Here is a 26,604-nt window from a genome sequence, read left to right on the forward strand (position 1 = left end):
CACATTCCTTGCAACGCCGATATATCAGAATGTACGGCAACGACGAACGGATCAGGCGTGCTGGTTCGTTCGGTGCGCCAGCGCGGTGAGCTCGCCGCGGCTCTTCACATCGAACTTCGTGAACAGCCGCCCGATGTACACCTCGACAGTGCGCACCGACACGCGCATCTGCTCGGAGATCTCCCGGTTGGTCCGCCCTTCAGCGACGAGCATCGCAGTTGCGAGCTCACGCTCGGTCAGCAGCGGCTCCCACGCGGCCCGGCAGGTGGCCAAAGGCTCTGCGGATGCCACGGCAATGGGCATCGTCGGCATCTGCAGGTTCTCAGCCAGCTGCTCCCCCAGACGCGCGAGGCGCACGTCGATCGCCGCACGCCATGCCCCCGCGCCCGCCTCGGTGAACAGGCTCTGCGCGGCACGCAGATGGCGCTGCCCCGCACCGCGATCACCACGGGTGACACAGGTTATACCGAGCATCGCCTCGACCCGCCCGCGCTCGAAGGGCGAGACGATGCTGCGACTCTCTTCGGCCGCGTCCTGATAGTCCTGCATCCACGCGTTCTCCCGCGCGGAGCGAATTCGCAGCCGTACGGCACGCGCACGCGCGACATCCGGCGGCTCGATGACGGAGGGAGGATCGATCGGCCCGACCTCATCCAGGCCAGGAAGCCCCAACGGCGCGGTCGGCGCACCGCGCTCCGCCCACAGCCGCACGTGCACGGCCGCCTCTTCCACACGCCCGGAGAGATAGCTCTCAAGGCCACGGTCGACCAGCCGGTCCTGTGGCAGGGCGGTCGGCAGGGCCGCTGTCAGCGACTCGGAGAGCGGCCCTGTATGCCCGTCGATCGCCAGTTCGAGGCGGCGTGCGAGCTGCACGCCGAGCCCCGCGAATGGCAGAGCGAGCGGCAGCGTGTAGGCGCCCTGCTTGAGCGTGCGGGAAGCACCGGTCACGTCGCCCTGCCACAGCCGCAGCAGCGCCTCGATCACCGCCCGGTGCGCCCGCGCATAGGGACTGCGTCCGAAACCGAGCGCGAGAGCATCTTCGAGATCGACGCAGGAGCCCTCATCATGGAGGACGATCTGAAGGCCGCCCGCGATGTCACCTTCGAGCGCCAGGCGCAGCGCGCGACAGAGGTTGTCGATCAGCCCCTGACGTTCGTCGGCGTACAGCTCGTCGATCGGCTCGCCCAGGAACAGTGAACTCCACCCGACTGCCGGCTCGCGCAACGCACCGTCCGCGCCCGCGGCAGCATCCGCCTCTCGCGTCGCCGCCAGCCAGGTCCGGCTCTCGCTCTTCGCTCCGCGCTCCGCGCAGAGGCCCGCTGCGAGCCCCGCGGCCCGACCGTAGGAGAACCATTGCTCCGCGTCCGCCGTCGTCGGGCGGTGCTGTGCCAGATCGGCCGCCGGCACGACACCGCCCTGAAGCGTCGCCGCGACGATGTACGACGGCAGCGTCGTGGCGCGGTCATCATCTCCGCCGGCGATGATGACGGGCGACAACCAGTCCAGCGCGTCCGCGACCCATCCTGCGTTGAGCGCCGCCCGACCCGCAAAAGAACGCGCGGCATCGACACACGTCTCGTCGGCGTGGCTCGCCGCCTCCCGCGCGATCACATACGCGCGCTCAGCGTTGCCGCTCTCCAGCTCCTCTCGTGCCACGTCGAGCATCGCCGGAACGATCGTCGTATCACCGCTCATCGAACTCAGCGCCCGGTGCCACAGCGCGCGTGCATGATCGCCCTGCGCCTCGTAGATCTCCAGGAGCGCATGATGCAGCCGAGTGCGCTCCCCCAGGCTCGCACTCTCGTGCACCCAGGTGCGCACGCGCGCATCCGCGAAAGCGAATCGTCCCGCGACCATCATGAGCAGCCCACTCAGCGGACTCTCGATGAGCGCATCCATCGGCCGCTCCGCGATCGCGAGGAGCACATCGATGCGATCGTCGACGCACACGGATGCGGCCAGAAGCGTTCGGATCTCCCACGCTTCGAGCGAGACCTCTGAGAAGTGCTCCACGATCGCCGGAACGAGCGGAAGCGGGTCCGGCAGACATCGCTGCCCGGCGCGCTGGTCCGCCGTCAGGCGCTCGACGGTCTCGAGGAAAGCCTGCGGATCGCCATGACATCCGGCGACCAGCCGCGCCACGACGGTGGGGGCCGAACGATGCCCGTGCGCGCGCAGCAACGCATGCGCTTTCGCAAACGAGGACAGCGAACGGCTGGAGGAAGAGGAGGCGCCGAAGTCATTGCCACGCGGAACTGCGAATGTCGTCACCACGCTATCCTCCGCTCACTCCGTTGGGCCGTGAGCGATATGTTAGCAAGCTTTACAAAGCAGTGCCGGATTTTGTCCGACGCGCCGCGACGACCTACTCTTCGTCGTCGCTGCGGATGTACGGGTCTTCGTCACCGGCGGGTTTCGCCCCCGCCGCAAGACGCGAAACCTCAGCATCGCGCTCGCGCGCCTCACGCAGCAAACCGGAGATGTGGTCCGCGTTCTCAGGCAGCGCATCGGCGATGAACTCCAAGGTCGGCACGAGTCGCACGTTCAGGTGACGGCCCACCTCAGAGCGCAGCATCCCGGTTGCCGACTTCAGCGCTTCACCGCTCGCGACACGCTCCGCGTCATCGCCGAGCACCGTGTAGAACACCGATGCGTGCTGCAGGTCGCCGGTCACCCGGACATCCGTGATCGTCACGAAACCCAGGCGCGGGTCGCGCAGTCCTTTGTCGAGACGCTCCGCAAGAATCACGCGGATGCGATCCGCCAGTCGTGCCTGTCGTTCCCCGGCCATGGCCTTCTCCTTCGTTGCTGCTTTCGTGCCCGAGCATAGCCCGAGGCCACGGATGCCTCGCCCTCCGCGGCGCGGAGAGACGAGGCATCCGAATGGGTTTCGCTGATCTCTCAGCGATGTGCGATCAGGCGCGCGGCTTCTCGACCATCTCGGTGGTCTCGATCTCGTCGCCGATCTGGATGTCGTTGTACTTGCCGAGGCCGATACCCGCCTCGTAGTCCGTACGCACCTCGGTGACGTCGTCCTTGAAGCGACGCAGCGACTCGATGGCCAGGCCGTCTGCGATGACAACGCCATCGCGGATGACACGTGCCTTCGCATTTCGGGTGATCGTGCCCGAGCGGACGATGACACCGGCGATGTTGCCGAACTTGGAAGAGCGGAACACCTCGCGGATCTCGGCGACACCCGACTTGACCTCTTCGAACTCCGGCTTGAGCATGCCCTTGAGCGAGCTCTCGATCTCGTCGATCGCGGAGTAGATCACCGAGTAGAACCGCACGTCCACACCCTCACGGGCTGCGGCCTCACGGGCCTTCGGATCGGGGCGGACGTTGAAGCCCACGATGATCGCGTTGTCGATCGTCGCCAGGTTCACGTCGGACTCGGTCACCGCACCGACACCGCGGTGGATGATGCGCAGCTGAACCGAGTCATCGACCTCGATCTTGAGCAGCGACTCCTCCAGCGCCTCGACGGCACCGGACACGTCGCCCTTGATGATGAGGTTGAGCGTCTCGACCTTGCCCTCCTCGAGGGCTCGGGTGAAGTCCTCGAGCGAGATGCGCTTGCGAGCCTTGGCCAGTAGCGCGTTGCGCTGAACAGCCTCGCGCTTCTCGGCGATCTGACGCGCCATCCGGTCTTCCTCGGTGACGATGAAGACGTCGCCAGCGCGGGGCACGGAGTTCAGACCCTGCACCTGCACCGGACGCGACGGTGCGGCATACTCCACCGCTTCGCCGTTCTCGTCGATCATGGCGCGCACCCGGCCGTAGGCGGTACCGGCGACGATCGCGTCGCCGACACGCAGCGTTCCGGACTGGATGAGCACGGTCGCGACCGAACCACGGCCCTTGTCGAGCTTCGCCTCGATGGCGACACCACGGGCGGCCTTGTTCGGGTTGGCCGTGAGGTCGAGGCCGGCGTCAGCGGTGAGCAGGACGGCGTCGATCAGCTCCTGGATGCCGGTGCCCTGCCGCGCAGAGACATCGACGAACAGCACGTCGCCGCCGTACTCCTCGGCGACCAGGCCGTACTCGGTGAGCTGCTGGCGCACCTTGCCAGGGTTGGCCTCGGGCTTGTCGACCTTGTTGACCGCGACCACGATCGGAACACCGGCTGCCTGCGCGTGGTTCAGGGCCTCCACCGTCTGCGGCATGATGCCGTCGTCGGCGGCGACCACGAGGATCGCGATGTCGGTGACCTGCGCACCACGGGCACGCATGGCAGTGAACGCCTCGTGACCCGGGGTGTCGATGAAGGTCACCGCACGGTCGATGCCGTCGTGCTCGGTCCAGATCTGGTACGCACCGATGTGCTGGGTGATCCCGCCGGCCTCGCCCTCGATGACGTTGGTCTTGCGGATGGCGTCGAGAAGGCGCGTCTTACCGTGGTCGACGTGACCCATGACGGTGACCACCGGCGGGCGGATCTCGAGGTCGTCGTCACTCTCGGCTTCGAGCTCGCCCTCCAGGTCGAGTCCGAAGCCCTCGAGGAGCTCCTTGTCCTCGTCCTCGGGGGAGACCATCTGGATCTTGTAGCCCAGCTCCTCGCCGAGCACCTCGAAGGTCGCCTCATCCAGAGACTCGGTGGCCGTGGCCATCTCGCCCAGGTTGAACAGGATGGTGACCAGGGTGCCGGGCTGGACGGTGTAGCCGTTCAGTGCTTCGAGCTTGTCCGCAAAGTCCGCGATGGATGCTCCGCGGCGCAGGCGGATGACCTCGCCGTTGCCCTTCGAGACGTTGACGCCGCCAACGACCGGGGCCGACCGCATCTCGAACTCTTGACGCTTCGCCCGCCGCGACTTGCGCTGCTTGCTCTTGCCGCCGCCCTTGCCGAAGGCACCGGCGGTACCTCCACCGGGGCCACGGCCACGGCCGCCGCCACCGCCGGGACGACCGGCGAAGCCGCCGCCACCACCCGGACGTGCACCGGGACCACCTGCACCGGGGCCACCTGCACCACCGGGCCGACCGGGGCCGCCGGGACGCTGCTGGAACGGAGCGCCGGGACGACCGCCTCCACCCGCACGCGGTGCGCCGGGACGCGGGGATCCGGGGCGAGGAGCACCCGGGCGCGGGGCGCCGGGACGCGGCGCCTGCGGACGCGGGATGTTACCCGGCGTCGGGCGCTGGCCCATGCCCTGCGACGATGCGAACGGGTTGTTGCCCGGACGCGGGCCTGCCGGACGCTGGCCCATGCCCTGGGACGAGGCGAAGGGGTTGTTGCCCGGGCGCGGGGCACCGGGACGCGGAGCGTCGCCCTTGGGACGCTCGTCAACGGCCGGAGCCGGCGCTGCCGGAGCAGCAGGAGCCGGAGCGGACGGCGCGGGAGCAGCCGCCTCAGGGGCGGGTGCCGCGGGAGCGGGCTTCGCGGGTCCTGGACGCGGGCCGGGCTTGGCCGACGTCGCGGGGGCCTTTGCCGCAGCCGGAGCCGCGGGTGCCGCGGACTCCTTCGCTGCGGGCTTCGCGGAGCTGTCAGCCTCGATCGCCGCACGCAGCTTGCGGGCGACGGGAGGCTCGATGGTCGAGGAGGGGCTCTTGACGAACTCGCCGAGCTCCTTCAGCTTTGCAAGTGCGAACTTGCTGTCGACGCCGAGTTCGGCGGCAATCTCGTGTACGCGTGGTTTGGCAGCCACAATTCTCCTGTCTGAGGGTGGTCAGCCCCAGACAGGGCAGACCATTAGTCGTGGAAGGGACTCATTTCGAGCCGTTCACTTTGGTTCCATAGCCGTTCAGCCGTTTCTCGATGGTCTGCGTGCTCAGCTGCGCTGACACGCGGAGTGCTCGTGCGAAAGCATGACGCTTGAGAGCTGCGTCGATGCACTGCTGTGCCGGATGCACCCACGCGCCCCGCCCGGCCATGACCGCGCGCTCATCGAAGATGAGTTCGCTGTCATGGGAAACCACCCTGAGCAGGGCGGTCCGAGAGGCACGCATGCGGCAACCGACGCATGTTCGTACGGGTTCCATCCTACACCTCGCCTTCGACGGGGACGTTCGCCCCACCGGTGGGCACCGCTTAGGAGTCCAGGATGCTGTCGGGCTGGATGTCGATCTTCGCGCCCGTCAGCTTGGCCGCGAGACGCGCGTTCTGACCTTCCTTGCCGATCGCGAGCGACAGCTGGTAGTCGGGGACGAGCGCGCGCACGGCCTTGGTGCCGGCGTCCAGGACAAAGGCAGAGGTGACCTTCGCAGGAGACAGCGCCTGGGCGACGAACGTCGCAAGATCCGGGTTGTAGTCGACGATGTCGATCTTCTCGCCCGCGAGTTCCTCCGTCACGGCACGAACACGGCGGCCCAGTTCGCCGATGCAGGCGCCCTTGGCGTTGATGCCGGGCTCCTTCGCGACGACGGCGATCTTGGAACGGTGTCCGGCCTCACGAGCCAGGGCGACGATCTCGACGATCCCGCTCGCGATCTCAGGGACCTCGAGCGCGAACAGCTTGCGGACGAGACCGGGGTGCGTGCGAGAGACCGTGATCTGCGGCCCCTTGTTGCCCTTGGCGACGGACGTCACGTACACGCGAAGGCGCGAGCCGTGCGCGTACTCCTCTCCGGGCACCTGCTCCTCGGGGGGAAGGATCGCCTCGACCGTGCCGAGGTCGACGTGCACCATCCGCGGGTTCGGCCCCTGCTGGATCACACCGGCGACGATGTCGCCCTCCTTGCCGCGGAACTCGCCGAGCACCGCGTCATCCGCGATGTCACGCAGGCGCTGGCTGATGACCTGCTTCGCCGCGAATGCGGCGATGCGACCGAAGTTGTCCGGGGTCGCGTCTTCTTCGCCGATGACCGCGCCCTCATCGTCCGTCACGGGGACCAGCACCGAGACGTGGCCGCTCTTGTCGAGCTCGACCCGTGCGGCGACGGGCTCCTCGCCCATGTCGGAGATGTGCTTCTGGTACGCCGTGAGGATCGCCTGTTCGATGATCGCGACGAGTTCGTCGAGAGGGATCTCCTTCTCGCGCTCGATCGTTCGCAACAGTCCGAGATCAATGTCCATCGGAAACCTCCGTATTCAGCTCGCGCATCCTGCACGCACGATATCCGTCTAACGGTACCCGATTCCTGAACATCCAGCGCCGCGCGACCGGCGCCACCCGCCGCGACGGCGCACTACTGCGCCGAAGGAAGGGCGTTGATCGCGTTGATCAGCCGGTAAAGAGATCCCACCTGACGCTGCGCCAGTGTGAGCACCAGTCGGGGAAGAGTCAGCGCGTCGCGGTCGGCGCGCTCCGGGCCGAGCGGCTCACTGCGCGCGATGCCGCCCGTGGCACAGAGGGCTCCGAACTCGGTGTTCAGCTGTTCGATCTCCGCGTCCGTCGGCGCGGTGCGCAGGCGCAGCACCAGCTGATCGCCCACCCAGCGCAGTGAATCGTAGTTCCGCCAGAACCCGGTGATCGCGGCGGCCGCGTCCTCGACTGAATCCGTGATGAGCACGCGATCGAAGTCTCCGGGCGAGATCACCCCGGCCGGCATCAGGTACTCGTCGATGAATTGCTTCAGCCCGTGCCAGAACGTCCCGCCCGCCGCGTCCAGGAGCACGATCGGCGTCGGCTCAGCCTTGCCGGTCTGCTGAAGGGTCAGCAGCTCGAACATCTCATCGAGCGTGCCGAATCCGCCGGGAAGGCAGATGAACCCGCGCGATTCCTTGATGAGCATGAGCTTGCGCGTGAAGAAGTACTTCATCGCGACGACCTGACCGCCATCGGCGAAGAAGCCGTGTGCCTTCTCCTCGAACGGCAGCCGAATGGACACACCGAGCGACATGTCGGCGCCCGCGCCCTCTGCTGCGGCCAGCATGATGCCCGGCCCTGCGCCGGTCACGGCCATCCAGCCGTCCGAGGCCAGCGCCTGCGTGACATCACGCGCCTGAAGATAGAGCGGGTCATCCGTGCGCGTGCGCGCCGAGCCGAAGACGGTCACCTTCGGAACGTCGTGGAACGGTGCGAAGAGTCGGAACGCCTCGCGCATCTCTGCGAGCGCGGCAGACGTGATCTTGAGGTCGAGACGCTCGGTCTGCTCCTGCCCGAGCTGAATCCCCGTGGAGAGGATTCGCGCGACCAGCGTGCGGTTCGTCGTGATGCCCGCGTCGGTCATCAGACGGTCGATCGCCTCGACGATCTCCGGCGCGAGCATTGGCTGCGAGGGCTGGGGAGTGAGCTCATCAGTCATGATGACTCCACCCTGTCATGTTCTCCGGCGCGGTGCGCGGTGTGCGGCTCGCACCGCAGACGGGGAACGCCGCGGGCCCGAGGGCACCGCGGCGTTCCCCACACGCTCTTCCGCGCGTCAGCGGGTGAGACGGGCGATCGCCTCGTCGACGCTGAGAGCGTCGCGCTCCCCCGTCGCCCTATCCCAGAGTTCGACCTGGCCTTCTGCCGCACCACGACCGACGATGACGATCTTCGGCACGCCGACGAGCTCAGCATCTCCGAACTTCACACCGGGCGAGACCTTGACACGGTCGTCGTAGAGCACATCCAGGCGCGCTGCTTCGAGCTGCTGCGCGATATCGGCGGCGACGTCGAACGCGACCTGGTCGCGGCCGGCGGCGACGACGTGCACGTCGAACGGGGCGACCGACGAGGGCCAGATGAGTCCCTTGTCGTCGTTGTTGAGCTCGGCGATGATCGCGAGGATGCGCGTCACGCCGATCCCGTACGACCCCATGGTGACGGTCGTGAGCTTGCCGTTCTCGTCGAGCACCTTGAGTCCCAGAGCGTCAGCGTACTTGCGGCCGAGCTGGAAGACGTGACCGATCTCCATACCGCGTGCGAGGTGCACGGGACCGGAGCCGTCAGGAGCCTCGTCACCCTCACGCACGTTCGCGATCTCCACGACACCGTCGGCGGCGAAGTCGCGCCCGGCGACAACCGAGTGCACGTGCTTCTGGTCGATGTTCGCACCCGTGATCCAGCGAGTGCCCTCGGAGACGCGGGGATCCACGAGGTAGCGGATGCCCGTCGCCGACTCTTCGCCGAGGATGGCTCCCTGCTCGGACCAGGGCCCGATGTAGCCGCGCACGAGCAGCGGGTGACGGGCGAAGTCGCCGTCGTTCGCGGGCTCGACCTCGGCTGGCGCGAAGGCCACTTCGGCGCGCTTCGTGTCGACCTCGCGATCACCCGGAATTCCGACGACGACGAGCTCCCGCGTGCCGTCGAGGTGCGTCAGCGCCAGCACGACGTTCTTCAGCGTGTCTGCCGCGGTGACCTCTCCGTCGAGGACAGCGTTCGTGTGCGCCACGAGCGTCTCGATCGTGGGCGTGTTCGGCGAATCGTAGATCGTGGCCGCAGGAGCATCCGACCAGTCGATCGGCGCGGGGATCGCGGTCGTGAACGCCTCGACGTTCGCCGCGTATCCGCCGTCGCTGCGCACGAAGGTGTCTTCTCCGATCGGGGTGGGGTGCAGGAACTCCTCGCTGCGCGAACCGCCCATGGCGCCGGCATCCGCCTGCACGATCGCGTACTCGAGACCCAGACGCTGGAAGATGCGCTCGTAGGCGTCGCGCTGCGCCTGGTAGCTGGCGTCCAATCCGGCATCCGACGCGTCGAAGGAGTACGCGTCCTTCATGGTGAACTCGCGCCCGCGAAGGAGGCCAGCGCGGGGACGCGCCTCATCGCGGTACTTGTCCTGGATCTGGTAGAGCGTGATGGGCAGATCCTTGTACGACGAGTAGAGGTCTTTCACGAGCAGGGTGAACGCTTCCTCGTGCGTGGGCGCGAGCAGATAGTCGCCGCCCTTGCGGTCATTGAGACGGAACAGCAGATCGCCGTACTCTTCCCAACGGCCGGTCGCCTCGTACGCCTCGCGCGGCATCAGAGCAGGGAAGTGCACCTCCTGCGCACCCGCGTTCGACATCTCCTCGCGGATGATCGTCTCGATCTTCGCCTTCACCCGCAGGCCGAGTGGCAGCCACGCGAAGATGCCCGCCGCCTGCGGTCGGATGTACCCGGCCCGGATGAGCAGCTTGTGGCTGGTGACCTCGGCGGCAGCCGGGTCTTCACGGAGAGTGCGGAGGAAGAAATTCGAGAGACGGGTGATCACGCAACGATTCTAGCGAGGCGTGATCAGCCGCCTGTCACGGGCCGTCAGTTGAGGGGACGGATGCCCTCGGGCAGCACGCCATCCGCGTACAGGCTGGTCGCCAGGTCCTGCAGGGCGCCCAGGGCGACGCGCTGCGTTGTCGGCCCATACGAGATGCGGGCGACGCCCAGTGCTTCGTACTCGGCCGCGGCGAGCGCGCCGGGAAGCCCGATGACGCTGACCTTGCCCCGGCCGATCCCCTCGACGAGCTGTCGCGTGACTTCGGCGTTGAGGATGCCGGGGACGAAGACACTCGTCGCGCCTTCCGCCAGGAAGGCGCGTCCGCGCGCGATGGCATCCGCGATCGAGTCCTCAAGAGGACGCTCGCCGGCGCGGACGAAGGCGTCGGTGCGGGCGTTCAGCGCGAACGCGACGCCTTCCGCCTCGGCCGCGCGCACGATCGCGCGCACCCTGGCGACCGAGTCGTCGAACGACGCGAGACGGTCTTCGATGTTCGCACCGACGATGCCGACGCCGATTGCGAGACGCGTGGTCTCCCCCGCGTCTCCGTAGCCGTCGTCGAGATCGGCGGAGACGGGGACGTCGACGGATGCTGCGATGCGTCCGACCATGTCGAGCATGAGTTCGCGCGGGATCGCTCCGTCGGAGTATCCGAACGATGCCGCGATCGAATGCCCGGCCGTCGCCAGTGCCTTCGTCTCAGGCAGTGCCGCGATCGCTTTCGCGGACACGACGTCCCAGACGTTCACGACGCGGAGGATCTCCGGTTCGTCATACAGGGCGGTCAGGGTCTGGGCCTTCTGCGCGGTCGTCATATCCCCACGCTAGCCGTGGCTCACGGCATCCGGCGGAAAACGACGAATCATGGCCGCTCGAACGCGCGGATGCCCTCATGCGCCCGCCTAGTGTGGAGGCATGCCCCAGCGCCGTTCTCATGTCGCCCCGTCAGCCGCCCAGAGCGAGCTCGCCGCCGCGCTCGCGGCACTGCGGGAGGACCTCGACGCGCCGACGGAGTTCTCTCCGGAGGCACTCGCCGAAGCCGAGACGGCAACGGCGCCAACGCCCGACCTCGATCTGCGCGAAGTGCCATTCGTGACGCTCGACCCGCCCGGATCGCGTGATCTCGACCAGGCGCTGCACCTGGAGCGTCGTGGATCCGGCTATCAGGTCCGCTACGCGATCGCCGATGTTCCGGGGTTCGTGCGGCCCGGCGGCGCGATGGATCTGGCCGCGCGCGAACGCGGACAGACCCTGTACGCCGCAGACGGTTCGATTCCGCTCCATCCTCGCGTCCTCAGCGAGGATCGCGCCTCACTGCTCGCGGACGCCGAGCGCCCCGCACTCGTGTGGACCTTCGACCTGGACGCCGCCGGGACGCTGGAGAGATTCCGCCTGGAGCGTGCGCTCGTGCGCTCGCGCGCACAGCTCGAGTACGCCTCGGCGCAGGCGAGCCTCGATCGTGGCGAAGACACCCCCCTCTCGCTCCTGCCGGAGATCGGCAGACTGCGTCAAGAACAGGAGCACCAGCGCGGCGGTGCCAGCCTGAACCTTCCTGATGAGGAGGTCGTGCAGCTCGAAGACGGCACCTACGCGATCGAACGCCGACGCCCGCTGCCGGTAGAGGACTGGAACGCGCAGCTCTCACTCCTGACAGGCATGGCCGCGGCGTCACTCATGATCGATGCCCGCGTCGGGGTCCTGCGTACGATGCCCCAGCCCGACGAGCGAGCCTTCGAGACGTTCCGTCATCAGACGGCGGCACTCGGTCGCCCCTGGACGAGCGGAAGCTACGGCGAGTACCTGCACGCGCTGGATCGCACCGACCCGATGACCCTGCCCGTGCTGGAAGCGGCGGCAAGTCTGTTCCGTGGCGCCGGATACGTCGTCTTCGACGGCGAGGTGCCCGCCGAGCATACGCAGGCGGCGATCGCCGCGCCCTATGCCCACGCCACCGCACCCCTGCGTCGTCTTGTCGACCGCTGGTCGCTGAGCATCTGCCTCGCGATCTCCACCGACAGCGCCATCCCGCAGTGGGCGCGCGAGTCACTGCCCGAGCTGCCCGGCCTGATGCAGGCATCCGCCCAGCGTGCCTCGCGGCTCGACAACGAAACGATCAACCGCGTCGAAGCCGCGCTGCTGACACCCCTCATCGGTCACACCCTGCCGGCCGCCGTCGTCGAGATGCGCGGCGCGGACCGCGCACGGATCCAGATCGCCGAACCTGCGGTGACGGCGACCGCCCCGGTTCGCGCCGGGACGAAGCCCGGCGACACGGTCCACCTGGTCCTCGCCGGTGCCGAGATCGCCACCGGCGCACTGGAGTTCGCCGACGCCGCATCCTGAGCCCTGGTTCTCACACAGAAGAGGGCACCGCACGAAGGATCGTGCGGTGCCCTTCGATCCGCGAACCCGAAGATTCAGTGGATCAGAACAGGATGCTCAGCACTCAGGCTGCGCAGGCTCCGTTGTCCGTCCAGACGCCCCACTGTCCGGTGGAACCGGGGGTCTCGCCGCGCGTCCACCACTTGGCGGTGTATGAGCGACCGTTGTGGTCGACCTTCGCGCCGGTCGTGTAGACAGCGTTCTTGTCCCAGGCCGCGCCGCACGCAGGAATCGTGGTGCCGTCGGTCGAACCGTCGGTGGCGCCGTCCGTCGAACCGTCGGTGGTGCCGTCGGTCGAGCCGGTGCCGCCCACGTTGACGTCGATGCAGCTGTAGAACGCGTTGGTGGTGTCCGCGATCGTCCAGCGAGCGAGGATCGTGTGCTTGCCGGCCGGAAGGTTCGGCAGCACGTGGGTGACGGATGCGGACGGCTGCGCGCCGTGGTCGTTCACCGTCTTGAACAGCTGACCGTCGACGAAGTACTCCCACGACGCGGTAGCGTGACGCGCCGTCAGCTTCCACGTGATGCTGAGGTCGGACGACACGTTCTTCACCGGCCAAGGGCGGGAGTTGTCGTCGAGGATCCCGAAGGCTGCATTGCCTCCGGAGCACTTCAGCGAGCCCTTGGGGGCTTCGACGCTCTGCGGCTCGTACTTGATCGAACCACAGTCGAACGACGTGCTGCCGGTCGAACAGAGATCCTGACGGCTCGGCGGGTCGGTGACCCAGCCGTGCGCGCTGGCGCTGCTTGCGACGCCAGCGCCTGCGATGATCCCGGCAACCACAGCCAGGCCCGCGAATACTGTACGCATACGCTTCATGTGTTCTTCTCCAGTCATCAGTGACATATTCCGAGTGAAGGCGCCTCCCCCGTCGCTTCACCTGGACTCACGGTAACCAGAATCACCTTGCCGATATCCCGGCACAGCCGGGCAATGTGGAAACCACGTAGGGACCTCTAGGCGCTCGCGCCCCGCGCGGTCGTCGTCATCACCAGGAGCTGCGGGTCACTCAGATCGAGCGAAACAGTGATCTCCGCGAACTCGGCCAGCGAGGCCACATGTGTGCCTCCGCACAGGAATGCGACCTCCCCCTCTGGCAACGCGCAACGCCACTGTCGGCGATCGACGATGCTCGGCCCGTCAGAGTCGATACGGCTCGACGCCGCGGAGGCGACCCAGCGTGCGAGGGTGTCGTTGGCGTGCTGCTGACGCTCCGCCACGCTCCCCGCGAACGCCTCCGTGTCGAAGCCGGCCTTGCGCAGACTCTTGCCCAGACGGTACTCGTCGACGCTGCCGTCCTCATGGATGCGACTGGTCTGGTTGGCGCGCGCCTCGAAGTCGGGACTCCCGAGCGGATCCGCACCGGGGTCCTTACGCCACAGGTCCGCAAGTGCCAGGTCGAGCGCGAGCGACGCCAAGTGACAGGCCGTGTGTCCGCGACTGAGAGCCGCGCGCAGCGCCGCATCCGCCCGCAGGTCCACCTCGGCGCCCGCGATCAACCACGCCGGCACCGCACCGTCGAACGGGTGTGCGACCTGCCAGGTCCAGCCCTCGGTGCCGCGCCGCACGGGAATCGCCGCACCCGTCGCGAACACGCCGTCGTCACTGAAGGCCGCCATGACCGCTTCCGTGACCGCGATCGATTCTCCGCTCGCCGTGATCGTGCCACGATCGCCGGGCTGATCGGGCCACGTGTGATCCACCGGATGGAACGGCGTGCGATCGACGATCACGACACCGCCAGCCTCCGTCTCATGCACGGCAAGCACTGTGGCGTGCCCTTCTGTCGTGCCGCTCGGGAAGGTGACGAGGGTGTCGCTCATCTGTTCAGTCTGCCAGCCCCTGGCGGAGCTCGGAAAACCTGGGCGCCGGACGTCTACTCGACGTGCCGTCAGGACGTGACGACCTGCGCGGTGCCGATCGGGGCATCCGGGCCCATCTCGGCAGCGATGCGATTGGCCTCTTCGATGAGCGTCGCGACGATCTCGGACTCGGGAACGGTCTTGATGACCTCACCCTTGACGAAGATCTGGCCCTTGCCGTTTCCGGAGGCGACGCCGAGGTCGGCCTCGCGGGCTTCGCCCGGCCCGTTCACGACACAGCCCATGACCGCGACGCGCAGCGGCACCGTCATGTCTTTCAGCCCCTCGGTCACGTTGTCGGCAAGCGTGTAGACGTCGACCTGCGCGCGACCGCAGGACGGGCAGGAGACGATCTCGAGCTTGCGCTCTCGGAGGTTCAGCGACTGCAGGATCTGGTGACCGACCTTGACCTCTTCCGCCGGCGGCGCCGAGAGCGAGACGCGGATCGTGTCGCCGATGCCCTCCGAGAGGAGGATGCCGAAAGCGGTGGCCGACTTGATCGTGCCCTGGAAGGCAGGCCCTGCCTCGGTGACACCGAGGTGCAGGGGCCAGTCGCCCCGCTCGGCGAGCATGCGGTACGCCTTGACCATGACGATCGGGTCGTTGTGCTTCACGGAGATCTTGAAGTCGTGGAAGTCGTGCTCTTCGAACAGCGACGCCTCCCAGACGGCGCTCTCCACGAGCGCTTCGGGCGTGGCCTTGCCGTACTTCTCGAGCAGGCGACGGTCGAGCGAACCGGCGTTGACGCCGATACGGAGAGAGACTCCGGCTTCCTTCGCGGCCTTGGCGATCGAGCCGACCTGGTCGTCGAACTTGCGGATGTTGCCGGGGTTGACGCGCACCGCGCCGCAGCCGGCGTCGATCGCCTGGAACACGTACTTCGGCTGGAAGTGGATGTCGGCGATGACCGGAATCTGGCTCTTCTTCGCGATGATGTGCAGCACGTCCGCGTCGTCCTGCGACGGAACGGCGACGCGAACGATCTCGCACCCGGAGGCGGTGAGCTCGGCGATCTGCTGCAGTGTGGCGTTGATGTCCGTCGTCGGCGTCGTCGTCATCGACTGCACGCTGACGGGCGCGTTTCCGCCCACGAGAACCTTGCCGACAGAGATCTGACGCGTCTTGCGGCGGGGGGCGAGGACTTCGGGGACCTTGGGCATCCCCAGATTCACAGCTGGCACGCCCCCAGCCTACCTTTGCGACACACGATGAGTCTGGGCGCCGCCCGTGTGATAGTTTCGCCCCATGTCCGCGACCCGCTCCTGGTGGCCCGCCTTCTAGGCGGTCAGTTCGCGTACCCACGAAACCCAGACCGCCTTCCGAGGCGGTTTTGTTTGTCGTGCCGCACCGGATGCCCGATTCACGAGACACCGATGGAGACACACATGACGAAGAACGCGGCTTTCACGGCCACGGACCCGGCCGCTCTGCGAGAGCGCCTTGCCGCTTTGGTGGCTGACCCTGCGGCATCCTTCGTGCTGCTCGCGCGCGAGAACGCGACCGTCGTCGAGCTGCTCACGGGTGATGTGCGCGACGTCGACCTCCTCGCAGACATTCCTCTGCTGAGTGACGGCACCGCGCGCGAAGTCTTCGCCATGGTCCCCTACCGCCAGGTCCGCGAACGCGGCTTCTCCGCCCAGGACGACGGTGCGCCGCTGCGGTGCCTTCTTGTGGATGAGCACCTCACCACCCCCCTCGCGGATGCGCTGACTGTGCTGCCGTCGGATCCCATCGCACTCCAGGACGCCGGCTTCGACGTTCCCGACGAGGAATACGCGCAGATCGTCGAGCGCGTCATCGCCGATGAGATCGGCCGCGGCGAAGGCGCCAACTTCGTCATCCGGCGGGATTTCACCGCCCGCATCTCCGTCGACGAGCGTCACGCGGCGCTCACCTGGTTCCGCGCCCTGCTGACCCATGAACGCGGCGCCTACTGGACCTTCGCCGTGGTCACCCCCGGCGTCATCGCGGTCGGCGCGAGCCCCGAGGCGCACGTGATCGCCCGCGACGGCATCGTCACGATGAACCCGATCTCCGGCACATTCCGCCATCCGGCGGGAGGGGCGACGAAGGAGTCTCTCACCGCGTTCCTCTCGTCGACGAAGGAGACCGAAGAGCTCTTCATGGTCGTGGACGAAGAGCTCAAGATGATGAGCGCGGTCTGCTCGGACGGCGGACGCATCACCGGTCCCCATCTGAAGCAGATGTCACGTCTGACGCACACCGAGTACATGCTGCGCGGTCGGAGCCGCATGGACCCCCGAGACATCCTGCGCGAGACCATGTTCGCGCCCACCGTCACCGGCTCCCCCATGCAGAACGCCTGCACGGTCATCGGACGCCACGAGCGCAAGCCCCGCGGATACTACTCGGGAGTCGCCGCACTCTTCACCCCGAACGCAGAGGGCGGACACGATCTCGACGCGCCGATCCTCATCCGCACGGTCTACGTCAAGGACGGCGAGCTGAGCGTACCGGTCGGGGCGACGCTCGTACGCCACTCGGATCCGGCCGGCGAGGTCAGTGAGACCCACGGCAAGGCTGCCGGTGTACTCGGCGCGATCGGCGCAATCGAACGCGATCATGCCGCAGAGGCCCGCGAGGACCCAGATGCTCCGGATGCTGCCGAGAACGACCTCGCGTCGGATCCGACCATCGCCGCTCTGCTCGCCTCACGCAACTCGCGTCTCGCCGAGTTCTGGATCAACCCGCAGACGGATGCGGCACATGTCGGTCCCTTCAGCGGACGCACCGCCCTTGTCGTCGACGCCGAAGACCGCTTCACCACGATGCTCGCCCACCAGCTGCGCCACCTCGGCCTGGATGTGCGCATCGCCCCCTGGAGCGAAGTGGCGGATGCGGATGCCGCCGCCGTCGACCTTCTCGTCGCCGGGCCCGGTCCTGGCGACCCGCGTGACGGCTCCTCGCCGCGCATCGCCCGGATGCGCGAAGTCGTGGCCGCGCGTCGTGCCAGCGGGTCCCCGCTGCTTGCCGTGTGCCTCAGCCACCAGATCCTGGCGGACACGCTGAACATCGACCTCGCACCACTCGCCTCGCCGCATCAGGGGCTGCAGAAGTCTGTGCCGGTGTTCGAGCAGGATGCATCGATCGGCTTCTACAACACGTTCACTGCTCGGGTCGCACCCGGCTCAACGCATGTCGGCGTCGCCGAGGTCTCCGCGGACACAGAGACCGGAGATGTGTACGCACTGCGGGGCCCGGGCTTCGCCTCAGTGCAAGGCCATCTGGAGTCGATCCTGTCGCGTGATGGCATGGAGACGCTCGAACGGCTCGTCGCACACGCGCTCGACGCGTAGGCGCTTTTGACAGGAGGGTGGTGACGGCTGCGCCGTCACCACCCTCCTGTCTCGTCTAGCCGAAGAGCTTGACCGGGTTGAAGAGGTCAGCGACGAGCAGCAGCGCTCCCATTCCGACCAGGAGCACCGCCACGATGACCGTGAGCGGTACGAGTCTCGTGGCATCAACGGGCGCGGGCGGCGGACGACGGAAGAGCTTCGCCCACGCGCGACGCAGACCGTCCCAAAGGGCGACGACGACGTGCCCCCCGTCGAGAGGCAGGAGCGGGATCAGGTTGAACACGAAGAGAGCGATGTTCAGAGATCCCAGCAGACTCAGCAGGAAGACGAGGCGGTTCAATACCGGCGCGTCCGTCGCGGCAACCTCACCCGCGATGCGGCCCACGCCGACCACGCTCAACGGGCCGTTCGGGTCTCGTTCAGAGCCGGTGAAGAGAGACACCCCGACGTCCCAGAGACGCGCGGGCAGGTTGATCACGAGGGACGCGACGGCGCTGACGTTCTCCGCGGCAAGCTCCGGCCCTGCCGTCAGGGGCTGTGGCACGAAGCCGATCTGCGCACCGAGTCCCGCATACCCGACCGTCTTGGTCACGCGGTCGCCGTTCTCGTCGAGAAGCGGCTGCCCTGCCGCATCCGACATCGGACGCTCGGCAGCGATCGGGGTGAGGGTGAGCGTCTGCTGCTGTCCCTCCCGCTCGACCACGACCTCCAGGGGAACATCCGGCGACGCCTGCACGATCGCCGTCGCCTCGGCGAAGTCGTGCATGGGCTCACCGTCGACGGAGATCAGCGTGTCGCCGGGTATGAAGCCCGCGTCTGCCGCGGGGGCTGCGGGATCGTCAGGGCTGCAGGTCGTCTGTGTAGAGCCCGCGGGAAGCACGCACTCCGACACCGTGGCGATCTTGGTCGTCCCCTGCTCAAGACCGATCCCCGAGAGAAGCACCGAGAAGATCACGACCGCGAGGGCCAGGTTCATGAACGGGCCGCCGAGCATCACGATGATCCGCTTCCACACCGGAAGCCGGTAGAAGACGCCGCTCTCATCGCCGTCGACGATCGTCTCGTCATTGGCGGATCGCGCGTCCTGCACCAGCGTGCGAAACAGCCCCCGTGCGGGCTTGCCCGCGGTCGACGGCGGGTACATGCCCGACATCGAGATGTAGCCGCCCAGCGGGAGCGCCTTGAACCCGTACTCCGTCTCACCGAACCGGCGGGACCAGAGACGCGGGCCGAAGCCGATCATGTACTGCCCCACGCGGACACCGAACAGCTTCGCCGGAACGAGATGCCCGATCTCATGCAGCGCGATCGAGACGGCAAGGCCGACCAGCATGAACAGCAGGCCGCCGATGTAGAGCAGGGTTTCCACCCTCACACGCTAGTGGTGCGGGATAGGAAAACGCCGAACGCGCGAGGAAGCGGAATCAGCCCGCGGCGATCAGCGCATCTGCGGTCCGGCGTGCCCAGTCCTCCGCCTCCGCGAGCGACTCGACGGTGAGGGCAGAAGGCGGCTCATGGGCGTCGATGACGCGAGCCACGGTGTCGACGATCCCGAGGAACGACAGTCGTCCCTCATGGAACGCGTCGACAGCCTGCTCGTTGGCGGCGTTGTAGACCGCCGGGAATGTCAGACCTGCACGTCCGACCTGCTTCGCGAGAGAAACCGCCGGGAAAGCGGTCTCATCGAGCGGCTCGAAGGTCCACGATGTGGCCTTCGTCCAGTCCAGCGGCTGCCCGACGCCGCCGACGCGGTGCGGCCAGTCGAGCCCCAGTGAGATCGGAAGGCGCATGTCAGGAGGGGATGCCTGTGCGATCGTCGAGCCGTCGACGAACTCCACCATCGAGTGCACGATGGACTGCGGATGGACCACGACGTCGATGTCGTCATAGGCGATGTCGAACAGCAGATGAGCCTCGATCACCTCGAGCCCCTTGTTGACGAGCGTCGCGGAGTTCGTGGTGACCACCCGTCCCATGTCCCAGGTGGGGTGCGCCAGCGCCTCCGCGGGCGTGGCATCGCGCAGCTCGTCGCGGGTGCACCCGCGGAAAGGGCCACCCGAGGCGGTCACGACGAGTCGCCGCACCTCCGCGTGCGTCCCTGCACGCAGGGCCTGCGCGAGCGCGGAATGCTCGGAATCGACGGGCACGATCTGCCCCTCAGCGGCGGCCGCCGTGACGAGGGAACCGCCGACGATGAGCGACTCCTTGTTGGCGAGGGCGAGCATGCGACCGGCCTTCAGCGCGGCGAGCGTGCTGCCCAGGCCGACCGACCCCGTGATGGCGTTGAGGACGACATCCGCCTCGACGTCTCGCACCAGCTGTTCGGCTTCTGCCGCACCGAGCGCCGTGTGCTCCAGTCGGAACTCACGCGCCTGCTCATCGACCATCGTGCGATTGGAACCGGCCGCGATGCCGACGAGCTCGAAGCGCCGCGGGTTCGCCCGGATGACGTCGAGGGCCTGAGTGCCGATGGAGCCGGTGGACCCCAGAACGATGATGCGCCGCATGCGTTCAGCCTACGCGTGCGGCGCCCGTCGGAATATCTACTGCGCCGCCTGGACCGGCGTCGTGGCGAGGATGTCGACCACGAAGACGAGCGACTCACCCGAGAGCTCGTGCGTTCCGCCCGCTTCGCCGTATCCATCGGCCGGCGTCATGGCGACGAGCACCTGAGAGCCGACCTTCTGGCCCTCGAGCGCCAGGCGGAACCCGTTGACGACCTGGTTGGTCTGGAACTGGGTAGGGGTCGCCTCACGAGACCAGCTCGAGTCGAACTCCTCGCCGTCGGACCACTTCACACCGCGGTACTGGACGACGACGAGGTCGCCGGGCTGCACCTCGGCGCCGTCGCCCTGCTGCAGCACCTCGACGCGGGTCTCCGCGGGCGGTTCTGTACCCTCTGGGATCGTGATCGTCGGCGCGCCGTCCTTGTCCAGCTTGACCGTAGGCATTCCCTCTGCAGGGTCGACCGGGGTGCCGGAGGCGATCGTCGGGAGCTTCTCCACCGACTCCGCGTAGACGACGAGCGACTGCGCGCCCTCGCCGCCGAGAACGGAAGCCGGCAAAGCAAGAACAGCGGTCGAGCCGAGCGGCTCACACTCAAGGGCAGCCACGAACAGCGAGGAGGACTGCGGATCCATCAGCACGGGAAGCACACCGCCCTCACCACGCTCGCTCGAGTCGAGAACCTCATTCGTCTCGGCGTTGACGACCTGGTAGCGGATCGAGAGCAGGTCTCCTGCGAACACGTCGTCGCCGTCGCCTTCGGTGACGATCGTGCGCTCCAGCGCCTCGAACGGCAGATCGGCAGGAACCTCAACGGTGGCGTCTGCGCCGCTGCCGGAGATCGTGATGGCGTCGGACGTCTTGCCCGGCTTCGCGTCCAGCAGGCACTGTGCGTCTGGTGTCGGGCTGGACTCCGGAGCGGTCTCGGGCGCACCGGAGCAACCGGCGAGCAGGAGTGCCGTCACGGCGACGGCGGAGACAGCAGCGAACGGGCGGATGCGCACAGTGATACCTCAAGTCTGTTTCGGGAGCGCCTCTATCTTGACGCACTCGGCTTTGCCCGCGCTGAGAAAGTCCGTGCGTTCCCTCGACATTTCGGGCCGTGCCCATTCCGCGACGGGAATGAATGCCGGGATACGCTGGTCTGATGACTTCTGAGCCCGTGGACGACACCGCTACGACGACGGCTCCGGCTCAGACCCCGAAGCGCGCGGGCTTCACATACGCCGCAGGACGCTTTGTCATCAGCGCGCTCGCCCGGCTAATCTACCGGCCCCGCATCGAAGGCCGCGAGAACGTTCCCCTGCACGGGCCCGTGATCTTCGCGAGCAATCACCTGTCGTTCATCGACTCTCTCGCCATTCCGGTCGCTGCTCCTCGCCCCGTGCACTTCCTCGCGAAGTCGACCTACTTCGAGGGCACCGGAGTGAAAGGCTGGATCAGCCGCACGTTCTTCGAATCGATCGGCGCCATCCCGGTGCGTCGCGGCGCAGGTCAGGCAGCTCTGGACGCGCTCGACCAGCAGCGCCAGCTTCTGGATGACGGATTCGCCGTGGCACTGTACCCGGAGGGAACCCGCTCCACGGACGGGCGTCTCTACAAGGGCCGCACGGGCGTCGCCTTCCTCGCTCTGCAGTCCGGCGCGCCGGTCGTGCCCGTGGGTCTCATCGGCACGGACAAGGCGATGCCCGTCGGTGCGAAGATGCCCTCGCTGAGCGCCCGGATCACCGTGCGCTTCGGTGAACCGCTCGACCTGTCGCGGCACGGTGCGGCGAACTCCGGACGGGCTCGACGCCTGGCGACCGACGAGATCATGGCGGCGATCCACGCGCTCTCCGAGCAGGAGCTCGCGAACGCCTACAACGAGGTCCCCGCGCACGGCGCGATCGAGAAGATCAAGCAGGCGTTGCCGCACGAGCGCCGCTGAGTCCTCTCACTCCTGCCGAGCGTCGGACTCGCCGACGACGAGGATCGTCGCCTCGTGACGGACAGGAAATGAGACCGAATTGGCGATGAAGCACCAGGCGTTCGCCTGGGCGTGAGCGTCGTGTGCCGCGTCCACCATCGAGGCATCCGCGACCACGACCGTCGGACGGAGCATCACCTCGGTGAAGGCGCCGCCACCCTGCCCGTCTTCCTGCATGTGGCCGGTCGCCTCGTCGCGGTAGTCGACCACGACGACCCCCGCCTGAACGCAGGCGTGCAGGTACGACAGGAGGTGGCATTCGGAGAGCGCCGCCAGCAGAAGGTCTTCGGGGTTCCATCGTTCCGGATCACCGCGGAACGGTTTGTCCGCGGACGCGAGGATGTCGGGCTTTCCCGCGACCTGCAGGGTCACATCGCGTGCATAGTCGCGGTAGCCGCTCGTTCCTGTGCCCCGGTTGCCGGTCCAGGTGGTGGTGAGGGCGTAACGGTGCTGTCCGAGGGGAAGGCGCGATGAATCCATGGAACTCATCGTGCCACGCAGGAATTGATCGTGCCACGCAGCCTCCGCGCGCGCACTGCACGGAGTTCAGCGCGGCGTTAGGCTTGCTGTCGTGCTGGAAACTCTCACCGTTCAGGATGCTGTCGAACTTGCCGTTGTCGAGCGGAACGGATTCATCGAATCCCGTCACGCGGGTGCCGCGGTCGTCCTCTCCCCTGAGGGTGAGGCCGTGCTCACACTCGGCAACACGAATGCGCTGGTGCTTCCCCGTTCGAGCCTGAAGCCGCTGCAGGCGATCGCGAGCGTGACGACCGGCGCTGCGCTCGAGGGTGAGCAACTCGCCCTGGCTACGGCGAGTCACGCCGGCACCGACCGTCATGTCGAGGTCGTCCGGGCGATCCTGCTCGAGGGCGGTCTGACGGAGAACGATCTCGCGTGCCCCCCGGCATGGCCGAGCGACAGCGATGCGCGTGACGAGCTCGTTCGCGAGCACGGTGAGCAGACACGAATCCGCATGAACTGCTCGGGCAAGCACGCGGCGATGCTGCGCGCGTGCGTTGCGACCGGGTGGCCGACCGAGGGCTACCTCTCCCCCGATCACCCGCTGCAGGTACACACGCGCGAGGTCATCGAGCGTCTGACCGGCGAGAAGGTCGCGGCGACCGCGATCGACGGGTGCGGCGCACCGATCTACGCGATGACCCTGACGGGCCTCGCTCGCGCGATCCACCGCATCGGATCGGCATCCGGCCGTTCCCCCTTCGCTTTGCACCGCGTCGCCGGCGCGCTGGTCGCGGCGGTGCGACAGAACGCCTGGACGATCGACGGTCCCGGTCGCGCGGACACGATCGCGATCGAGAAGCTCGGTGTCTTCGCAAAGGGCGGCGCTGAGGGAGTGATGGTCATGGTGGCACCCAATGGTGCGACCGTCGCGTTGAAGATGCTCGACGGTTCGGCCCGTGCGACGACGATCGTGGCAGCGACTCTGCTCGCTCGTGTCGGTGCGCTCACTGCCGCGCAGATCGAGGACCTCACCGCCGCCCTGCCGTTGGACGTTCTCGGAGGCGGTCAGGCGGTCGGTAAGATCCACCCCGGCGCCGGAATCATCGGCCTCTAACGGCACTCACTCAAGCCGTCTCTCCCTGCGCATGTGCGACTGTCCGGCGCGGGCCGTGAGCGCTCCGATCGTTGTGCGTTCGGGCGGGTTCCCCTCACGGATGAGCCACGCTCGCCCCGCGTTCGAAACGGCATAGGGCGGCAGGTCGCGCATTCCGAGCAGCGTGCGCATCTCCCGCGCGCACTCGCTGGACACAAGCACCTCGCCCTCTGCGCGGCTGAGCTGCCAGAGCGGCCATTGCCGCTGCCACGCGTCGGCGTCTCCGAGCAGGAGGACTGGACTCGATGTCGAGGGTGCATCACCGCGCAGTGTCTGCCGCACGTCTTCCAGGGCGCGGGCCGCTGCGGCCGTGTCGAGCTCGCCGACGAGGCGGACGTCGACGTCTACACAGGTACGGCGCAGCGCCGTCGCCACGTCGGAGGGCCGCGTCGTGATGATCGCCGTCGTGGCGGACCTCGGCCACCACTCCGAGGGATTCGGCGCACCCGCCTCCGCCCCTCGGGCGTCATCCGCGATCTGCTCGGTCCACGCGAACTGCACCTCTCTCCCATTCCACTGTGCGCGGCCCTCTGGACGGTCCGCACGATAGGCGCCCGGCTCCCCGCCCGCGGCAAGATGCTCGCTTCGCGATCCCAGTCGCAGCAACGCACGTTGTCCGACCAGATCAGCCAGTGACGTGAGTGCCCCCGTGAGCCGTGACAGGCTGACGACGATCGTCGATCCTTCCGCGGTACTGCGTCGGACGACCTGCTCCCACGCTCCGAGCCACTCGGCGGCGTAGTCGGGCGGGAACGCCGAAACTCTTGCGTCCAGATCGTCGCAGAGAAGCACGGGCGGCAGCGGCCGCCGACCCTGCGCGAGATCAGCCAGCAGGCTCCATGCGCCCTCCGGATCGCGGGGCACGCGAACCGCCTCCGGGTGCTGAGTGGTCACCGCTCGCAGAACACTGCTCTTCCCCGTGCCAGGACCGCCGATCACGACGAGTCCACGATCACGTCCGACGCGCAGCGCCCGGAGACTCTGCCTCTGCTCGTCCGGTTCGTCGGCAAGGCCAAGCACCAGCCTGTCGGATGTCGCGACCTCACCGGTCGTCGAGAGCAGTTCGCTGACCGTCACCTGGCTCGGCAGCGGCGGACGCCACGGGCTCCGCGCCCGCCGGGCGTGCGCATGTCGCATTCCGACCCGACGGAGATCGCTCGCCCGAGTGAGGACGACGCGGAATGGCACCGGATCCGCGTCCCGCGGTCGGCGTGCCAGCGCGAGTCCGCGTCCGGCCGCGTCCCCAGGAAGATGCGCGGCGTCGTCGACGCCCAGCACAGCCAGACTGTCGCCAGGGGAGCTGACCCGCAGGCTGACCCTCAGCGGGCAGTTCGCGGCGAGCGCGTCGCGAATCACTCCGGAGGCGCGTTGCGTCCCCAAGATCAGGTGCATGCCGAGCGCCCGTCCTCGAGCAGCGATGTCGGTGAAGACGGTGCCGAGATCAGGATGCTCCTGCAGAAGTGCTGCGAACTCATCGACGACGATCACCAGGCGAGGAAGGTCGGCTGAAGGATCGGCCACACTCCGCGCCCCCACCGCCGCGAGAGCACGCTCACGACGACGCAGCTCGGCACGCAGACTCTGCACGCCTCGTTCGGCCCCATCGCCGTCGAGGTCGGTGATGACCGCCGCCACGTGCGGCAGTTCCCTCAGTGGATCGAACGCGGTGCCTCCCTTGAAGTCCGCAAGCACGAAGACGACATCCTCTGGCCGGTACGCATTCGCCAGCGCGACGACCCAGCTCACGAGCAGCTCGCTCTTCCCAGAGCCGGTCACGCCCGTGACGATTGCATGCGGGCCGTCCTCCACCAGATCCAGCACGAGCTCGTCGCGCGCCTGACGTCCGAGAGAGGCGCGGAGTCCCCCGTCAGCCGACAGCGGAGCATCCATCTGCAGGTCATCCCAGACGACGTGTGCAGGCAGTTCTTCACCGACATCGTCCGTGTCGGCGATCGCCTGGATGAGCGCCTCCGCCTGGGCTCGCGAGATTCCCTCGACGGCGCATTCACGCACCCCCGTCGCCGTGCGTAGCGATGCGCCGAGAGGATCGGCGACGTCGAGCACCGCGGCATAGCCCGGCGGTGTATCCGCGCCGCCGTCGAGCATCAGGACGCGCCCGTTCGCGGTGACCACATCAGATGCATCGTCCGACACATCGAGCACCCATGCAGCACGCCGCGTGCCACGCAGGTGGGCGAGCCCCTCGAGCCCCAGCTGCTCCGCCAACGCACCTGTGATCCGCAGTGCCTGCGGTGAATACCGAAGACAGGTCTGCAGGAGCAGTCCGCGGACAACCGCACCCGCGATGGGAGCAGGTCCGCGAACACACACGCCGTCGGCAAGGGACACAGTGAGGGGCGCCGCATCCACTTCCCTCGCCCGCTCGCGAAACTCCCTCGCCCGCTCCCCCTCCCCACCACTGAGGCGAAGGCTGCTGACCGTCGCGCCTCGTCCCACCGTCAGCGAAACGCCCGATTCGACAGTTGCACGACGCAATGTCTCCTCCTGCAGAAGACACGCGACATCCGGATGGGACCGCAGCAGCGTGACTCGTTCCTGCTCCTGCCGCCGCGTGTGCTCCCGTTCGACACGCTCCCACTCTTCATCGTGCTCGACGTTCGCACGTCGGCTCTCACGTCTGCGCTGGCGAGCGCCGTCGACGAACGAGGCCAGCAGCATCAGCGGACCGAGCGCCGCGAAGCAGAGGGAGAACAGCGAGCCGGTGACGCCCCACAGCACGAGACCGGAGACGACCGGCACGAGCGCCGCGAGGATGGGCAACGACGGCCGTCGGGGTTCCGGCGGTGCGATGGGAAGAGCAAGAGGCTCGGACAGATCCATCTGTCCAGTTGAGCGGCTCCCGTTGACAGGCGGTCTCGGCCGCCCGCGATCTGTGG

General features: G+C 67.7%; 20 protein-coding genes. 4 read left to right on the forward strand and 16 right to left on the reverse strand.

The annotated features are described in order from the left end of the window. Positions 1-51: 51 nt before the first annotated feature. From AC1REM_RS13570 to AC1REM_RS13605, 8 genes are all read right to left on the reverse strand, one after another. On the reverse strand, positions 52-2,271 hold the full coding sequence (locus AC1REM_RS13570) for a helix-turn-helix transcriptional regulator (RefSeq protein ID WP_492515082.1): 2,220 nt from the start codon (positions 2,269-2,271) through the stop codon (positions 52-54). Between the two features lie 94 nt (positions 2,272-2,365). Continuing rightward, positions 2,366-2,791, reverse strand: coding sequence for a 30S ribosome-binding factor RbfA (rbfA, locus tag AC1REM_RS13575; protein WP_204937619.1), 426 nt, complete (start codon positions 2,789-2,791; stop codon positions 2,366-2,368). Between the two features lie 124 nt (positions 2,792-2,915). Continuing rightward, positions 2,916-5,648, reverse strand: coding sequence for a translation initiation factor IF-2 (gene infB, locus AC1REM_RS13580; RefSeq protein WP_492515083.1), 2,733 nt, complete (start codon positions 5,646-5,648; stop codon positions 2,916-2,918). A 61-nt stretch (positions 5,649-5,709) separates the two neighbouring features. Further along, a complete protein-coding gene (locus tag AC1REM_RS13585) occupies positions 5,710-5,982 on the reverse strand; it encodes a YlxR family protein (RefSeq protein WP_492515084.1) in 273 nt (90 codons plus the stop codon). 49 nt (positions 5,983-6,031) lie between these two features. Further along, on the reverse strand, positions 6,032-7,015 hold the full coding sequence (gene nusA, locus AC1REM_RS13590; RefSeq protein WP_204937622.1) for a transcription termination factor NusA: 984 nt from the start codon (positions 7,013-7,015) through the stop codon (positions 6,032-6,034). Positions 7,016-7,128: 113 nt separating this feature from the next. Further along, positions 7,129-8,187, reverse strand: coding sequence for an LOG family protein (locus AC1REM_RS13595; RefSeq protein ID WP_492515085.1), 1,059 nt, complete (start codon positions 8,185-8,187; stop codon positions 7,129-7,131). 117 nt (positions 8,188-8,304) lie between these two features. Then, positions 8,305-10,059: a proline--tRNA ligase gene (locus AC1REM_RS13600; RefSeq protein WP_492515086.1), complete on the reverse strand. Its 1,755-nt coding sequence runs from the start codon at positions 10,057-10,059 to the stop codon at positions 8,305-8,307. 44 nt (positions 10,060-10,103) lie between these two features. Beyond that, positions 10,104-10,874, reverse strand: coding sequence for an isocitrate lyase/PEP mutase family protein (locus tag AC1REM_RS13605; protein ID WP_492515087.1), 771 nt, complete (start codon positions 10,872-10,874; stop codon positions 10,104-10,106). A 100-nt stretch (positions 10,875-10,974) separates the two neighbouring features. On the opposite strand from AC1REM_RS13605, the gene AC1REM_RS13610 reads away from it, so the two are divergent. Beyond that, positions 10,975-12,402: an RNB domain-containing ribonuclease gene (locus AC1REM_RS13610; RefSeq protein ID WP_492515088.1), complete on the forward strand. Its 1,428-nt coding sequence runs from the start codon at positions 10,975-10,977 to the stop codon at positions 12,400-12,402. Positions 12,403-12,505: 103 nt separating this feature from the next. Here the strand turns inward: AC1REM_RS13610 and AC1REM_RS13615 are convergent, their stop codons facing one another. The 3 genes from AC1REM_RS13615 to ispG all read right to left on the reverse strand — a co-directional run bounded on the left by AC1REM_RS13615 (position 12,506) and on the right by ispG (position 15,485). Next, positions 12,506-13,261, reverse strand: coding sequence for a lytic polysaccharide monooxygenase (locus AC1REM_RS13615; RefSeq protein ID WP_492515089.1), 756 nt, complete (start codon positions 13,259-13,261; stop codon positions 12,506-12,508). Between the two features lie 137 nt (positions 13,262-13,398). Next, positions 13,399-14,265 carry a hypothetical protein gene (locus tag AC1REM_RS13620; RefSeq protein ID WP_492515090.1) on the reverse strand — a complete coding sequence of 289 codons (867 nt, stop codon included), beginning with the start codon at positions 14,263-14,265 and terminating at the stop codon, positions 13,399-13,401. Between the two features lie 68 nt (positions 14,266-14,333). Beyond that, positions 14,334-15,485, reverse strand: coding sequence for a flavodoxin-dependent (E)-4-hydroxy-3-methylbut-2-enyl-diphosphate synthase (gene ispG / locus AC1REM_RS13625; RefSeq protein ID WP_492515091.1), 1,152 nt, complete (start codon positions 15,483-15,485; stop codon positions 14,334-14,336). A gap of 204 nt (positions 15,486-15,689) precedes the next feature. Between ispG and AC1REM_RS13630 the strand changes: the two genes are divergently transcribed. After that, complete coding sequence (locus tag AC1REM_RS13630; RefSeq protein WP_492515092.1) at positions 15,690-17,621, forward strand: chorismate-binding protein; 1,932 nt, start codon at positions 15,690-15,692, stop codon at positions 17,619-17,621. Positions 17,622-17,676: 55 nt separating this feature from the next. Here AC1REM_RS13630 and AC1REM_RS13635 read toward each other — a convergent pair whose 3' ends face one another. From AC1REM_RS13635 to AC1REM_RS13645, 3 genes are read right to left on the reverse strand one after another with little or no spacing between them, the layout of a single operon-like run. Beyond that, positions 17,677-18,990, reverse strand: coding sequence for a M50 family metallopeptidase (locus AC1REM_RS13635; protein WP_492515093.1), 1,314 nt, complete (start codon positions 18,988-18,990; stop codon positions 17,677-17,679). A gap of 55 nt (positions 18,991-19,045) precedes the next feature. Then, positions 19,046-20,128 carry a 1-deoxy-D-xylulose-5-phosphate reductoisomerase gene (gene dxr / locus AC1REM_RS13640; protein WP_492515094.1) on the reverse strand — a complete coding sequence of 361 codons (1,083 nt, stop codon included), beginning with the start codon at positions 20,126-20,128 and terminating at the stop codon, positions 19,046-19,048. A 36-nt stretch (positions 20,129-20,164) separates the two neighbouring features. Further along, a complete protein-coding gene (locus tag AC1REM_RS13645; RefSeq protein WP_492515095.1) occupies positions 20,165-21,130 on the reverse strand; it encodes an FKBP-type peptidyl-prolyl cis-trans isomerase in 966 nt (321 codons plus the stop codon). 143 nt (positions 21,131-21,273) lie between these two features. On the opposite strand from AC1REM_RS13645, the gene AC1REM_RS13650 reads away from it, so the two are divergent. Further along, positions 21,274-22,053, forward strand: a complete 780-nt coding sequence (locus AC1REM_RS13650) for a lysophospholipid acyltransferase family protein (RefSeq protein ID WP_204937633.1) — start codon at positions 21,274-21,276, stop codon at positions 22,051-22,053. 6 nt (positions 22,054-22,059) lie between these two features. Here the strand turns inward: AC1REM_RS13650 and AC1REM_RS13655 are convergent, their stop codons facing one another. Next, a complete protein-coding gene (locus tag AC1REM_RS13655; RefSeq protein WP_492515096.1) occupies positions 22,060-22,572 on the reverse strand; it encodes an OsmC family protein in 513 nt (170 codons plus the stop codon). A gap of 91 nt (positions 22,573-22,663) precedes the next feature. Between AC1REM_RS13655 and AC1REM_RS13660 the strand changes: the two genes are divergently transcribed. Continuing rightward, the gene (locus AC1REM_RS13660; RefSeq protein WP_492515097.1) at positions 22,664-23,668 is read left to right on the forward strand and encodes an asparaginase; all 1,005 of its coding nucleotides are present in this window, start codon (positions 22,664-22,666) and stop codon (positions 23,666-23,668) included. Between the two features lie 6 nt (positions 23,669-23,674). On the opposite strand, the gene AC1REM_RS13665 is transcribed toward AC1REM_RS13660, so the two are convergent. Next, positions 23,675-26,548: an FtsK/SpoIIIE domain-containing protein gene (locus AC1REM_RS13665; RefSeq protein WP_492515098.1), complete on the reverse strand. Its 2,874-nt coding sequence runs from the start codon at positions 26,546-26,548 to the stop codon at positions 23,675-23,677. Between the last annotated feature and the right edge of the window lie 56 nt (positions 26,549-26,604).

This window comes from Microbacterium sp. GW823-FHT02G05 (genome assembly GCF_058797175.1).